A 13,176-nucleotide genomic window follows, 5' to 3' on the forward strand; every position below is an offset into this window, starting at 1 on the left:
ATTATCGTAATAATGAACGTGAAGGGATAGCCACTAGACTAATAAAAGGTTCATTCAATCATGTTAGACAAGTCTTTATCGGTTAATAAGGTTCTTGTAAGACTAATAGAGGTTCACTTTCTCCGGAAGGCACCGACTTATTGAAACGGAAGAGTTGAGACACATAAAGTGTTGATGATTGAATTGATTTGGATTAGTTAGAACGCCGTATGAAGTGAAAGTCTCACGTACGGTATGAAGTGGGGAAAAGCTGGCGATCACTTCAAAGGCTTACCTATCACTATAATAATGTTTGAAGCCTTAGCTTAGTTGATCGGAGCGGAAGCCGGCGACTCTGTTCCTCCAGAACGCGTCCGGCTGCAGCGCAGATCAACGGGTTGCAACCACTATCAAAATAAAACGAAGAACCCCAATTCCATTGTGAATTGGGGTTCTTCGTTTTATTTTTGTTAAAATGCACTTTTCATTACGACTCATTCTGTTTGGGTTCAAGCGAAATATAGCGCTTTTTCCCTGCGTACATTCCACTGATAAATAGAATAGTTGCGACCACTATGAAGGTATACAGTGGTGCTGTCCATGAACCAGTAAAGTCATGAAGAATACCGAACAACACAGGACCAACAGACGCTAGTAAGTAGCCAATCGACTGTGCCATCCCGGAAATTGAAGCCGCTTGGTCTGGTGTATTCGTACGTAAAGTGAAGAACATCATAGCTAGTCCGAATGCTGAACCGCCACCCAGACCGATGAAAATCATCCAAAGTGCAGTCAGAGCTTCGCTTCCAAACTGTACGCCACCGTAGCCAATTAAATAACAGGCGAAAACAGCTACGACAAGGATACGTTGATCGCGTACTTTATCCGCAACGACTGGTATGATGAACATCATAGGCAATTGTGCAAGTTGGACAAGCGCTAACATCCATCCAGCAGCATCAGCAGTCATGCCATTGGTTTGCAACACAACTGGAATCCATGAAGCTGTCGTATAAAATAGGAACGATTGCAGTCCCATGAAAATCGTGATGCTCCAGGCTAGTGGCGAACGCCAAATAGGGAGAGCAGGTTTTGTCTTCATGTTTTTCTGAGCTGTTTTGATGACTTCTTTCTTTTTACGTATCTGAGGAATCCATACGATAATGGCTAACAATGTAATGACTCCCCAAATGCCTAACGCACCTTGCCAGCCATATACTGTTTCATTGGCGATGGGAGAAGCGATACCAGAAGCGAGTGTTGCAGATATACTCATAGATACTGAGTACAGACCCGTCATCAATCCGATATGTAAGGGGAAGCTCAGTTTAAGAAGACTTGGCAATAGGACGTTTGCAAAAGCGATTCCTACCCCAATTAAAAATGTACCAATCAGTAGCAATATACTATTGCCGACAGAACGCATGATGATGCCTAACAGTAAAATAATCATCGCATAGAAAAGCGTTCGTGACATGCCAAACCGTTTCGCAAGGCGAGGTGTAAAAGGTGATACAATGGCAAATGCCAGTAATGGGATTGTAGTCAGAAATCCGGCCAACGAATTAGAAATTTGCAGTTGATCGCGAATGTTTCCGATAATAGGTCCGACAGAAGTGAGTGGGGAACGGATGGTAGCGGCTAAAAATAAAATACCCGCTAATAACACCCACTGACTTTTAGGGAAATGTAGATGTTTACTCGGTCGTTCTTTTTCCATTATGAAGCCTCCTGTATTCCTTGAAGATTGTTCTGAGAAGTATGTAGCTGAAACAGCAGAAAGGAGATTCCTTTGTGGAGTACTTACTCATAGTCTTTGTAAATGTTATCACACCGATGCTTATTTTATTAGCAATAGGCGTTTCTTTACAAATAAAATTTACTTTTAATGTTAAGGCATTGGGGAATATTCTGACATACTGTTTAATACCCGCTGCCGTGTTCATGAACTTATATCATACTGTCATTGATATAGACATCCTACTTGACGTATTCATATTTGTACTATTATTTACGACCACTTTAATACTTACTGGCCATGTATTTAGTAAGCTCTTGCGTTTGAATCGCCAGCAGACCGCCGTAATGAAAAACAGTATTGTTCTAATTAACTCAGGAAACTATGGATTACCTGTCAGTCAGCTAGTCTTTCATGAGAATCCACTCGGGGTGTCTATTCAGATCGTTTTGATCGTCTATCAGAACTTACTGACGTATTCATATGGATTGTATAATCTCGTATCTTCCACGCAGTCCGGGAAAGATATTGTGAAACAGTTCCTTCGAATGCCAATTATCCATGCTTTGTGGCTAGGTGCTTTGCTTAACTTGGCAGATATCCAGTTGCCACAGTTTATCGAGTTGCCAATCAGTCATTTATCGGATGCTTTTATCGCCATCGCGCTCATTACACTTGGCGCGCAGTTAGCGCAGATTAAAGTGAAGACACTGTGGAACCGTTTGATCTACTTAAGCGCTATCGGTCGACTCATTATCTCACCCACCGTGGCGTTGTTGTTGATTTTATTACTAGGGATAGAAGGTGTAACGGCACAATCACTCTGGATTGCCAGCTCGTTTCCAACTTCGCGAAATAGCTCCACGCTAGCATTGGAATACGATGTTGAGCCCGAGCTAGCAGCCCAAATCGTCTTGTTCAACACCGTAGCTAGCAGCTTTACAGTAGGCGTAGTGATTTATCTTTCCTCCCTACTGTTTGGGTAAGGGATTGGCACTAAGGAGGGGGCGCTTCAATCCTTTGCACTCTCTTTTGAAATTATGCTTTATCCCAATCTAACCCAACTTTTTGTCCAGAATATGTCCAGAAGATTGCTAGCCTAAAACTATCAAACTAATTGGTAAATATTCATATTGAAAATTTGTCGAATCGTGCTATACTGTTAGCATTCAGTTAAATAAGACTCATATAATCACGGGGATATGGCCCGTAAGTTTCTACCGGTCTACCGGAAATAGACCGCCTATGGGGAGAATGAAAAGCAGCTTTCTTTGTCGTTCGACAGAGGAATTGCTTTTTCATTTTTAAAAGCGTACATGCCGCTCTCTCATAGTTGTTATATGGGAGTATGGCATATACGCTTTTTTTATTCGGAAAAATGAAGGGAGCACAACAGCGTGGAGTTGCTAAAAAATAAGATTCGACAAGAAGGTAATGTATTATCGGAAGAGGTACTGAAAGTGGATTCGTTCTTGAATCATCAAATTGATCCATTACTGATGCAAGAAATCGGAAGAGAGTTTGTTAGACGATTCAGCGATCAAAATATCACAAAGATCATCACGATTGAATCTTCAGGTATTGCTCCAGCTACAATGGCGGGAATGATATTGGGCGTTCCGGTAGTGTTTGCCAGAAAGCGTAAATCACTTACATTGACGGATCATTTATACTCCGCGAAAGTATATTCTTTCACTAAGAAAGAATCGAATGATATTTCTGTTTCTAAAGATTTTATTTCAAATGAAGATACGGTATTGCTCATCGATGATTTCCTTGCCAATGGACAAGCTGCACTAGGACTCATAGATATCGCAAAACAAGCAGGTGCCACTATCGCAGGTGTTGGCATTGTCATTGAAAAGTGCTTCCAGCCAGGCGGGGATTTGATTCGTAAAGAAGGCGTACGTTTAGAGTCGCTAGCTGAGCTTCAGTCACTGAATAACGGTGAAGTTCAATTTGTTGGGGAGGAAAATAACTGATGAAAACAACACTGCTAGGTTTTCAGCATTTACTTGCTATGTATGCTGGCGCAGTATTGGTACCACTCATTGTGGGGAATGCTATTGGGTTAACTCCTACACAACTGACATATCTTGTTTCAATTGATATTTTAATGTGTGGTATCGCTACGTTGTTGCAAATTTCACGTAATAAATATTTTGGCGTTGGTCTACCCGTGGTTCTTGGGTGTACATTCACAGCTGTAGGTCCCATGATTTTAATAGGCAATGACTATGGAATTTCCGCTATTTACGGAGCGGTTATTGCTTCAGGCGTAATCATTTTCTTCATTAGTCGCTTCTTTGGGAGTCTCGTGAAATTCTTCCCTCCAATCGTTACCGGTTCAGTCGTAACTATTATTGGAATTACATTGATTCCTGTTGCGATCAATAATATGGGCGGTGGACAAGGTGCTGAAGATTTTGGATCGATGACAAATGTTTTACTCTCATTTGGCACGTTATTATTCATTGTCTTACTGTTCCGATTCACTTCAGGTTTTATGCAGTCTATCGCTATTTTGTTAGGTTTAGTTGGTGGTACGATTGCAGCGATATTCCTGGGTATCGTAGATTTCTCCAATGTACAAGATGCTTCTTATGTCCATATGGTGATGCCGTTTTATTTAGCCACTCCTACATTCCATCTACTGCCGATCGCCATTATGACGTTGGTGGCAATGGTGTCACTTGTAGAATCTACTGGAGTATACTTTGCGCTTGGTGATATTTGTGAAGAAGAAATCGACAAAAAAATGTTGGAAAAAGGCTATCGTGCAGAAGGATTGGCTTCCGTTATTGGCGGTATTTTCAATGCATTTCCTTACACGACATTTTCACAAAACGTGGGTTTAATGCAATTATCTGGTGTGAAGTCACGTCGTGTGATATTCGTGACCGCGATTATGTTGATTTCTTTAGGGTTCTTGCCGAAAATAGCGGCTCTTGCAACCATTATCCCACCGGCAGTCCTTGGAGGGGCTATGGTTGCGATGTTCGGAATGGTGGTTTCGCAAGGAATTAAAATGTTGAGTCCTGTTATTTCCAAAACCCAAGATAACGCAATGATTGTAGCGTGTTCCATCGGCATTGGTCTTGGTGTTTCAGTTGTACCGGATCTATTTAAGGAATTACCTGAAAGTGTACAGATCCTAACGAGTAATGGGATTGTACTCGGAAGTATCACGGCAATCTTCTTGAATATCATTTTCAATATGCTTCCTTCAAAAAAGAAGCAAGCTGTCCAACAAGCACATCAAGCGGAAGCTATGCCACTTAGCGTTAAGGAAGGACCATCTTCTGTCTTAGTTAGTGCAACAGCTAATCATAAATAAGAAAAAGAGCAACCTGCAAAAAATGCGGTTGCTCTTTTTCTTATATTACACGCGATGTTGTTCATATTGATGTGGCTCTGTTTTGTTTGTTAAAATCGTCAGCAATTGTGAATCTATTGGCGAGTCATAAGCTTTTAATGACTCTCGAAGTTGCTCTTGTGTTCTGGAACCAATCAAAGCCGATGCTACAGCGGGCTCTTTAAGTACAAAGGCAATGGCATATGCTTGTAAGTCAATCGTTTCATTAGAAAGTGTCTGAACTGTCTGCTGTAATTCAAACTGTGAATAAGATACAAAGCCATTCAAATTCTTCGCACGCTCCACGCCTTCATTCGTAAGTAAACCCTTTGCCAACGTCCCTCTAGCGACAACAGATGCACCTTTTTCAGCAATCAAAGAAAAGTATTCTTCAGGACGGCGATCCAGCAAGTTGTACTGCATCATGACGGAAACTGCTTGGCTAGTACTCAGAAAACGTTCGATTACAGTGGGGCGGATACTTGAGATACCATATTCACGTATGATGCCTTCTTTTTTTAATGTGTCAAATGCTTCAATTGTTTCTTCCACATCATCTTCCATCGTACCACCGTGAAGTTGGTACAAGTCGATATGTTCGAGTTGTAAACGTCGTAAACTTTGTTTTACAGCGTCCATAATATGGGCTTTTGAAGAATCCCATATCCAGGAATCTTCTCCCTGCCACTTGTTACCGGCTTTCGTCGCGATGATCAAATCTTGACGTTTTTCTTTCAATACTTTTCCTATAAGTTCTTCGTTTGTTCCTTTATCGTAAAGATCTGCTGTATCGAAGTAGTTGATACCATGATCTACTGCTTCATCAAGTACGGAACGAGCCGATTCAAGTTCAGTCGGTAATGACATGCAACCTAGTCCAATTTCGGAAACAAGTAAACTACTAGAACCTATTATACGCTTCTTCATGTGCCTCACTCCTTTCGTTTCATGGTACAATGAAAGCGGGCTATAAAACCAATGGAAAGGGTTGAGTGCTGGATGAAGTTTGAAGAAAGAACCCTCTCAACAGAACAGATCTTTACAGGTAAAATCATTTCGGTACAAGTAGACGAAGTAGAATTGCCTGATGGAAAACTAGCAAAAAGAGAATTAGTAAAACATCCAGGAGCCGTGGCGATTATCGCATTGACTGAAGATAAAAAAATCGTGTTAGTTGAACAGTACAGAAAGCCTTTGGAACGAACGATGCTAGAAATACCGGCAGGCAAGATTGAACCGGGCGAAGAACCTAAGCTAACGGCGATTCGTGAACTGGAAGAAGAGACAGCGTACCGTGCACATTCATTCGAATATTTGCAGACATTCTCGACTTCTCCAGGTTTCGCGGATGAAATCATTCACTTATACATAGCAAAAGATCTTGAGAAAGTGGAACAACCTGCTATAGGAGATGAAGATGAATTCATTGAAGTGCTGGAAGTAACTGTTGAAGAGGCAGAGGAGTTAATTGCGAATGAACGGATTTATGATGCGAAGACAGTTGCGGCTGTCTGGTATGTAAAAAACCTATAAAGGATTGAGCTATTTCTGGACGGACAAGCATATGTTATAGAAACGATGCGGAGGTGTCCTATTTATGGCTCGATCATTGTCTTTTGTCTATTTATTCGTTATACTCGCAATCAGTTATATAGGAGGGGCTTTATTATTCAGGGAGTGGCCTGTCACGTCGCTAGAGCAGATCATCGGTCTATATGATCAACGCGTAGTGAAGGGATCTGAAGCGGCTTTGTGGTCACCTGTTGTGGTGACGTTGAGCTTTATTCTATTAGCCATCATTCTGTCTAAATATAAAAGGGTCCGTTTTATCACTATGTTTCTCGGAGCGATTAAATGTGCTTTTTTTGGTTTGTCATCCACCTATTTATTGTCGACAGGCTTAAAGTTGGTATCCTATACGATTTGGTGGTTCCCATTTCAATTGATCAGCTGTTTGTTGTTCCTGATTTTATGTTCAGTGTTGAACCCGCCATTTTTTGCTCCACCGGCTAGTAAGAAAAATCGTCCATTAACTGCAGTGCCACCATTGATTGCTCTATTGTTGATCACGCAGATACTGGAACTAGCGATCTTTCATTTTATAAAGTAATATCCACTACACACTATAATGAACTGAACCTTTCCTTTCTATTGTCATCTGGAACGACAGTTTGGTATAATGGAAACAATTTGAGGGGGGCGTCGTATGGAAAGCCGAATAGAACGAATTAAGAAGCAATTGCACGGGGCCAGCTACAAGTTGACGCCTCAGCGTGAAGCGACTGTAGCAGTTCTTCTGGAAAATGAAGAAGACCATTTAAGTGCAGAAGATGTATTTTTGCTAGTAAAAGAAAAGGCTCCAGATATCGGTCTGGCGACTGTATATCGTACATTAGAATTATTAACTGAACTAAAAGTTGTCGATAAAATTAATTTTGGCGATGGGGTAGCGCGTTATGATTTACGAGAAGAAGGCGCTGCGCGGTTCCACCATCATTTAATTTGTCTAGAATGTGGAACGGTTGATGAAATTCAGGAAGACTTACTCGGTGAAGTAGAAAAAGTCGTAGAAGGTCGGTATGGTTTTACAGTCAAAGATCATTGGCTGACGTTCCATGGAATTTGTAAACGTTGTAAAGCGAAAGACGAAGAGAAAGAACAGGAAGACAATGGGATAGCCTAAGCGCTGTCCTTTTTTACTTTTTACATAAGAAAGGAGGAAAGTCTATGAAAGATGCACAGTTTGCATTGGAGGATTATGTGCACTTTTTAACAGTTGAAAGACAATTGGCTCAAAATACGGTGAAGTCGTATCAACGCGATCTGACAGCCTATATACGTTACATCGCAAGTTTAAATTTAGAAACAGTTAATTCTATTGAACGCACGATGGTTCTGCAATACTTGCAGAAGTTGAAAGATAGTGGTAAATCCAGTCGTACCCTCTCCCGACATATTTCCTCCATTCGTTCGTTCCATCAATTTTTAGTAAGAGAACAAATCACGACACATGATTGCACGATTCATATCGAATTGCCTAAAATTGAACAAAAGCTGCCGGATGTCCTCTCTATACCTGAAATAGAACGATTGATCCATGCCGTTGATGGCCATACTTCACAAGGTATGCGCGATATTGCATTGCTTGAATTGTTATATGGGACTGGAATGAGGGTAAGTGAATTGATAGCGATTGATTTGGCTGATCTTCATTTGACCATGGGGTTTGTGCGGGTATTTGGAAAAGGCAGTAAGGAACGAATCGTGCCACTTGGACGTTCAGCAATCGATGCCTGTACTTTGTATTTAAATGAAGGGCGTCCTAAGTTCATCAGCGATACTGAAGCGTTGTTCCTCAACATGCATGGCAGACGGCTGACAAGACAAGGATGTTGGAAGATCTTGAAAGAGGCAGGAGTGAAGGCGGGAATTCAGAAAGTCATTTCACCGCATTTATTGCGCCACTCATTCGCCACACATTTGATTGAAAATGGAGCTGACTTACGCGCAGTTCAGGAAATGCTCGGACATGCCGATATTTCCACGACGCAACTCTACACGCATGTCAGCAAAAAACGCTTGAAAGATGTCTACAGTCAATATCATCCTAGAGCGTAAACTACTATTACTGGAGGTTTTCATATGGAGAAATTTCGTTATAATCGTATTCATTTAATCGTACTTGACTCAGTAGGGATTGGCGAAGCACCTGATGCTGAAGCTTTTGGCGATGTTGGGTCTAATACGCTTGGACATATCGGTGAAGAAATGGATGGACTGAAACTACCGAATTTGGAACGTCTCGGTCTTGCGAATATTGCACCAATTAAAGGTCTCGCACCACAAAAAGAAGCACAAGGATATTACACAAAGATGCAAGAAGCATCTGTCGGTAAAGATACGATGACAGGGCATTGGGAAATCATGGGCTTGCGTATCGATGATGCATTTAAAGTGTATCCGAATGGTTTTCCCAAAGAACTTATAGATGAATTGGAATTAAAAACGGGTAGAAAAGTCATCGGAAATAAACCGGCAAGCGGTACGGAAATTATCGATGAACTAGGTGAAGAGCATATGAACACAGGAGCTCTCATCGTTTACACGTCTGGCGACCCTGTCCTGCAAATTGCAGCACATGAAGAAATTATTCCAATTGAAGAGCAATATCGAATTTGTGAAATCGCAAGAGAACTTACATTGCAACCTGAATTCTTAGTCGGTCGTGTGATTGCGCGTCCATTTGTTGGGGAACCGGGTACATTCACACGGACTACAAACCGTCATGATTATGCATTGAAGCCATTTGGTAAAACGGTAATGAATGAATTGCAAGATAAAGGCTATGACGTTATCGCCATCGGTAAAATTGCGGATATTTACAATGGTGAAGGGGTGACTGAAGCAGTTCGTACAACAGGGAACATGGATGGTGTAGATCAGCTTGTCTCGGTGATGAAAAAAGAATTTGAAGGCCTTAGTTTCGTTAATCTAGTAGACTTCGATGCATTATATGGTCATCGTCGCGATCCGATTGGTTACGGTAATGCACTTGAAGAATTTGATGCACGTTTGCCTGAAATTATGGATGCAATGCAACCGGACGATTTACTGATCATCACAGCAGACCATGGGAATGATCCGGTTCATGAAGGAACGGATCATACAAGAGAATATGTACCGTTACTCGTCTACTCTCCTTCCAACAAAGGAGCAGGGCAATTGCCCATCCGTAAAACATTCTCTGATGTCGGGGCGACGATTGCCGAAAATTTCCAAGTGGATAAGCCTGAACATGGTGAAAGTTTCTTGTCTGCATTAGTTAAGGAGGACTAATTTTATGCTGCGAATGGTGGATATCATTGAAAACAAGCGAGACGGAAAGGAACTAAACAAAGAACAGATCGAGTTTTTTGTGACGGGTTATACGGATGGCTCAATCCCAGATTATCAGGCGAGTGCTTTCTTAATGGCCATTTACTTTAAGGGTATGACTACAGAAGAACAAGGCTACTTAACGATGGCCATGGCGGAGTCTGGCGATCAAATCGATTTATCTGCAATTGAAGGAGTGAAGGTAGACAAACACTCAACAGGCGGAGTAGGTGATACTACGACACTTATTTTAGCGCCACTTGTCGCAGCATGCGGTGTACCAGTTGCTAAAATGAGTGGCCGGGGACTAGGCCATACAGGGGGCACACTTGATAAGCTAGAAGCAATTGAAGGCTTCCACGTAGAGATTTCTACCGAACGATTTATTCAACAGGTCAATGATTTGAAAATCGCTGTAATCGGCCAAAGTGGCAATTTGACACCAGCTGATAAAAAACTATATGCGTTAAGGGATGTCACAGCGACCGTCAACAGCATTCCACTGATTGCAAGCTCAATTATGAGTAAAAAGTTGGCGGCGGGCGCAGATGCTATCGTACTAGACGTCAAGACAGGCGCAGGAGCTTTCATGAAAACATTGGAAGACTCAAAGCAATTGGCAGATGCCATGACGGCGATCGGCAATGAAGTTAGAAGAAACACAAGTGCTATTATTTCGGATATGAACCAACCCCTAGGACTTGCGATAGGTAATGCTCTGGAAGTAAAAGAAGCGATTGAAACACTGCGAGGAAAAGGTCCAGCCGATCTAACGGAGCTGTGTTTAGTTCTTGGTAGCAAGATGTTGCTGGCAGCGAACAAAGCAGAAACTGAAGAAGGCGCACGCAAACAACTACAGAATGTCGTAGAAAACGGTGACGCACTGCGTTTGTTCGGTGAGTTAATCAAAGCACAAGGCGGCAACGAAAAAGTCATTGAGAATACAAATCTATTGCCGCAAGCACAGTATCAAATTGAAGTTCCCGCTATTGAAAGCGGCTATGTATCCAAAATCGATGCCGATGAAATAGGTGTTGCCGCTATGCATCTTGGCGCGGGTCGTGCAACAAAAGAAGACGTCATTGATCTCGCGGTCGGGATTGTGCTGCGCAAGAAAATAGGGGACTTTGTAAAAAAGGGAGAGGCACTCGCTATTCTCCATGCAAACACAGAGCAAGTGGATGATTCGATCCAACTGCTGCAAACTCATATGCATATTTCAAAGGAAAAAACAGCAGCACCACCGCTTATACATTCCTTGTAATGAATAAAAGCCATGTACCTGAAGCATGCCAAGAAATTGGCTCCCTTCAGAGCACATGGCTTTTTTGTCGTTCATGTGTAAAAACAAATGCAACTGTACATACTCTTGTGTAGCTCGGGTAAGGAGCGAGGGAGTGACTAGCTATGAATCCGATGCTAGGCTAACGCGTATCTTCGGGAGAGTTCTTCAGAGAAGTTCAGCCCGACTGCTGTAGGCCGCCTGGAAGATGTCGCGTGGAACGTCGATTAAAGATATCTTTCCAGCCCGTTTAATTTCTGTCACAACTTAAGAAGTTTTAGGGACAGCTGACTAGTTTTGTCAAAACTAAAGGATAGCCGTTCTAAATGTGCGACAATGCCTTCATGAAGGAGGCGTATCTACACATGGCAACTATTACACAACTGGAAAATGGCATTGTCTTAATCACGCTAGCAGGGGAACTCGATAACCACGAAGCCAATCAAATTAGAGAAGAAGTATCTACTGCTATATTCACGGGAAAGACGCGTGCAATCATCTGGGACCTCTACCAACTAGGCTTCATGGACAGCGCAGGAATCGGACTTATTCTTGGAAGAATGCGTGATCTAGTACCCGTAAACGGAGAAACACTCATATTGAATCCATCTCCGACAATGCAGAAATTATTCCAATTTGCAGGTCTTGGTGATGTCGTCAGAATATGTACAGTCGAAGAAGCAATCGACGAAATCGGAGGGGTTGTACATGAAAAATGAAATGACCTTGTCGTTTCTAGCGATAGAACAAAATGAAGCACTTGCCAGAATGGCACTCACCTGTTTTATCGCACCATTGGATCCGACACTGGAAGAACTTTCGGAATTTAAAACAATTGTTTCGGAAGCTGTTACGAATGCGATTATCCACGGTTACGAATGCGATGGTAAAAGTATGGTGAAGATCCATGCAGCGATTGACGACCGCACAGTAAAAATGACGGTAACAGATGAGGGAATGGGTATCTTCGACATTGAGCAAGCAATGGAGCCGATGTTTACGACCAAACCACAAATGGAGCGCTCCGGTATGGGCTTTACGATCATGGAAAGTTTCTCGGACGGTATCCGTGTAGATTCTACCCTTGGAAATGGGACAATCGTGACATTTGAGAAGAATTTTTCTCCAGTCACAGAAGTAAGTAGAATGAGGTGACATATGGAAGCATCTGTTGAGAAGCAACACGCTCTATTGTCACAAGAAAAAATGCGAGAACTCATCAAAGAATCACAAGCGGGTGACAAAGAAGCTAGACGAATGATGGTAGAAGGCAATACAAGACTTGTGTGGTCCATCGTTCAACGCTTCGCTTCGCGTGGTGCGGATTTAGAAGATTTATTTCAAATAGGCTGCATTGGCTTGATGAAATCAATAGATAAGTTCGATCTATCCTATGAGGTGAAGTTTTCAACGTATGCTGTACCGATGATCGTCGGAGAAATACAACGTTATTTACGTGACGATGGAATGGTGAAAGTAGGACGCACCATTCGTGAGTTAAGTTATAAAATTCGTCACGCAACCGATGATTTCTTTAAGAAAAACGGACGTTCACCTTCTATTTCGGAAATGGCGGAAATATTAGAAGTGAAACAAGAAGATATTATTCTAGCCTCAGATGCGCTCCGTGATCCCGCCTCGCTACATGAACAATTGTATGAGAGTGATGGGGATAGCTTAACGTTAATGGATCAACTTCGAGACGATAGATCAGAGAGGGTATTCGATCATATTCCGTTACGAGATGTCATTACACGGTTGAATAAACGTGATCAGACAATCATTTATATGCGCTATTATTTAGATTACACACAAAGTGATATTGCGAAACGAATCGGAATATCACAAGTTCAAGTATCACGGTTGGAAAAGAAAATACTAGCTCAAATGAAAACATGGATGGGCGCAGATGCCGAAGATGCGCTCGAGAAGGCGAGGAGACCGTAA

At 42.0% G+C, this 13,176-nt stretch carries 14 protein-coding genes and 1 riboswitch; of the genes, 12 read left to right on the forward strand and 2 right to left on the reverse strand.

The window, feature by feature from the left end; translation table 11 throughout:
* Positions 1–466: 466 nt before the first annotated feature.
* Positions 467–1,699, reverse strand: a complete 1,233-nt coding sequence (locus CSV73_RS01335) for a CynX/NimT family MFS transporter (protein ID WP_085133340.1) — start codon at positions 1,697–1,699, stop codon at positions 467–469.
* 74 nt (positions 1,700–1,773) lie between these two features.
* Here CSV73_RS01335 and CSV73_RS01340 point away from each other — a divergent pair, with 74 nt between their 5' ends.
* The 3 genes from CSV73_RS01340 (at position 1,774) to CSV73_RS01350 (ending at position 5,054) form a co-directional block, all read left to right on the forward strand.
* Positions 1,774–2,703: an AEC family transporter gene (locus tag CSV73_RS01340; RefSeq protein WP_099626412.1), complete on the forward strand. Its 930-nt coding sequence runs from the start codon at positions 1,774–1,776 to the stop codon at positions 2,701–2,703.
* 178 nt (positions 2,704–2,881) lie between these two features.
* A riboswitch (purine riboswitch) is annotated at positions 2,882–2,983 on the forward strand.
* A 131-nt stretch (positions 2,984–3,114) separates the two neighbouring features.
* Positions 3,115–3,699, forward strand: a complete 585-nt coding sequence (locus CSV73_RS01345) for a xanthine phosphoribosyltransferase (protein WP_085133342.1) — start codon at positions 3,115–3,117, stop codon at positions 3,697–3,699.
* Complete coding sequence (locus tag CSV73_RS01350) at positions 3,699–5,054, forward strand: nucleobase:cation symporter-2 family protein (protein ID WP_085133344.1); 1,356 nt, start codon at positions 3,699–3,701, stop codon at positions 5,052–5,054. The genes CSV73_RS01345 and CSV73_RS01350 overlap by 1 nt, the downstream gene beginning before the upstream one ends.
* Positions 5,055–5,099: 45 nt before the next feature.
* On the opposite strand, the gene CSV73_RS01355 is transcribed toward CSV73_RS01350, so the two are convergent.
* On the reverse strand, positions 5,100–5,999 hold the full coding sequence (locus CSV73_RS01355; RefSeq protein ID WP_085133345.1) for an aldo/keto reductase: 900 nt from the start codon (positions 5,997–5,999) through the stop codon (positions 5,100–5,102).
* A gap of 72 nt (positions 6,000–6,071) precedes the next feature.
* Here CSV73_RS01355 and CSV73_RS01360 point away from each other — a divergent pair, with 72 nt between their 5' ends.
* From CSV73_RS01360 to CSV73_RS01400, 9 genes are all read left to right on the forward strand, one after another.
* A complete protein-coding gene (locus CSV73_RS01360; protein ID WP_085133346.1) occupies positions 6,072–6,605 on the forward strand; it encodes an NUDIX hydrolase in 534 nt (177 codons plus the stop codon).
* A 64-nt stretch (positions 6,606–6,669) separates the two neighbouring features.
* Positions 6,670–7,182 carry a hypothetical protein gene (locus tag CSV73_RS01365; RefSeq protein WP_085133347.1) on the forward strand — a complete coding sequence of 171 codons (513 nt, stop codon included), beginning with the start codon at positions 6,670–6,672 and terminating at the stop codon, positions 7,180–7,182.
* Between the two features lie 96 nt (positions 7,183–7,278).
* Positions 7,279–7,755, forward strand: coding sequence for a ferric iron uptake transcriptional regulator (fur, locus tag CSV73_RS01370; protein ID WP_085133348.1), 477 nt, complete (start codon positions 7,279–7,281; stop codon positions 7,753–7,755).
* Between the two features lie 44 nt (positions 7,756–7,799).
* Positions 7,800–8,690 (forward strand): site-specific tyrosine recombinase XerD, encoded by an 891-nt coding sequence (gene xerD / locus CSV73_RS01375; protein ID WP_085133349.1) that lies wholly within the window; start codon positions 7,800–7,802, stop codon positions 8,688–8,690.
* 24 nt (positions 8,691–8,714) lie between these two features.
* Positions 8,715–9,908, forward strand: coding sequence for a phosphopentomutase (gene deoB, locus CSV73_RS01380; RefSeq protein WP_099626413.1), 1,194 nt, complete (start codon positions 8,715–8,717; stop codon positions 9,906–9,908).
* Between the two features lie 7 nt (positions 9,909–9,915).
* On the forward strand, positions 9,916–11,211 hold the full coding sequence (locus CSV73_RS01385; protein ID WP_099626578.1) for a pyrimidine-nucleoside phosphorylase: 1,296 nt from the start codon (positions 9,916–9,918) through the stop codon (positions 11,209–11,211).
* Between the two features lie 383 nt (positions 11,212–11,594).
* Complete coding sequence (locus CSV73_RS01390; RefSeq protein ID WP_232319169.1) at positions 11,595–11,948, forward strand: STAS domain-containing protein; 354 nt, start codon at positions 11,595–11,597, stop codon at positions 11,946–11,948.
* On the forward strand, positions 11,938–12,384 hold the full coding sequence (gene spoIIAB / locus CSV73_RS01395) for an anti-sigma F factor (RefSeq protein ID WP_099626414.1): 447 nt from the start codon (positions 11,938–11,940) through the stop codon (positions 12,382–12,384). Before CSV73_RS01390 ends, spoIIAB begins: the two co-directional genes overlap by 11 nt.
* A gap of 3 nt (positions 12,385–12,387) precedes the next feature.
* A complete protein-coding gene (locus tag CSV73_RS01400) occupies positions 12,388–13,176 on the forward strand; it encodes a SigF/SigG family RNA polymerase sporulation sigma factor (RefSeq protein WP_085133353.1) in 789 nt (262 codons plus the stop codon).

Source organism: Sporosarcina sp. P1 (assembly GCF_002743155.1).
Classification (GTDB): Bacteria; Bacillota; Bacilli; order Bacillales_A; family Planococcaceae; genus Sporosarcina; species Sporosarcina ureae_B.

Bases quoted from the DNA above. Each gene is read 5' to 3' on its own strand.
- CSV73_RS01365 (WP_085133347.1), top strand. From the start codon at position 6,670: ATGGCTCGATCATTGTCTTTTGTCTATTTATTCGTTATACTCGCAATC.
- CSV73_RS01335 (WP_085133340.1), bottom strand. From the start codon at position 1,699: ATGGAAAAAGAACGACCGAGTAAACATCTACATTTCCCTAAAAGTCAG.
- CSV73_RS01350 (WP_085133344.1), top strand. From the start codon at position 3,699: ATGAAAACAACACTGCTAGGTTTTCAGCATTTACTTGCTATGTATGCT.
- CSV73_RS01400 (WP_085133353.1), top strand. From the start codon at position 12,388: ATGGAAGCATCTGTTGAGAAGCAACACGCTCTATTGTCACAAGAAAAA.
- CSV73_RS01355 (WP_085133345.1), bottom strand. From the start codon at position 5,999: ATGAAGAAGCGTATAATAGGTTCTAGTAGTTTACTTGTTTCCGAAATT.
- CSV73_RS01390 (WP_232319169.1), top strand. From the start codon at position 11,595: ATGGCAACTATTACACAACTGGAAAATGGCATTGTCTTAATCACGCTA.
- spoIIAB (WP_099626414.1), top strand. From the start codon at position 11,938: ATGAAAAATGAAATGACCTTGTCGTTTCTAGCGATAGAACAAAATGAA.
- xerD (WP_085133349.1), top strand. From the start codon at position 7,800: ATGAAAGATGCACAGTTTGCATTGGAGGATTATGTGCACTTTTTAACA.
- deoB (WP_099626413.1), top strand. From the start codon at position 8,715: ATGGAGAAATTTCGTTATAATCGTATTCATTTAATCGTACTTGACTCA.
- CSV73_RS01360 (WP_085133346.1), top strand. From the start codon at position 6,072: ATGAAGTTTGAAGAAAGAACCCTCTCAACAGAACAGATCTTTACAGGT.
- fur (WP_085133348.1), top strand. From the start codon at position 7,279: ATGGAAAGCCGAATAGAACGAATTAAGAAGCAATTGCACGGGGCCAGC.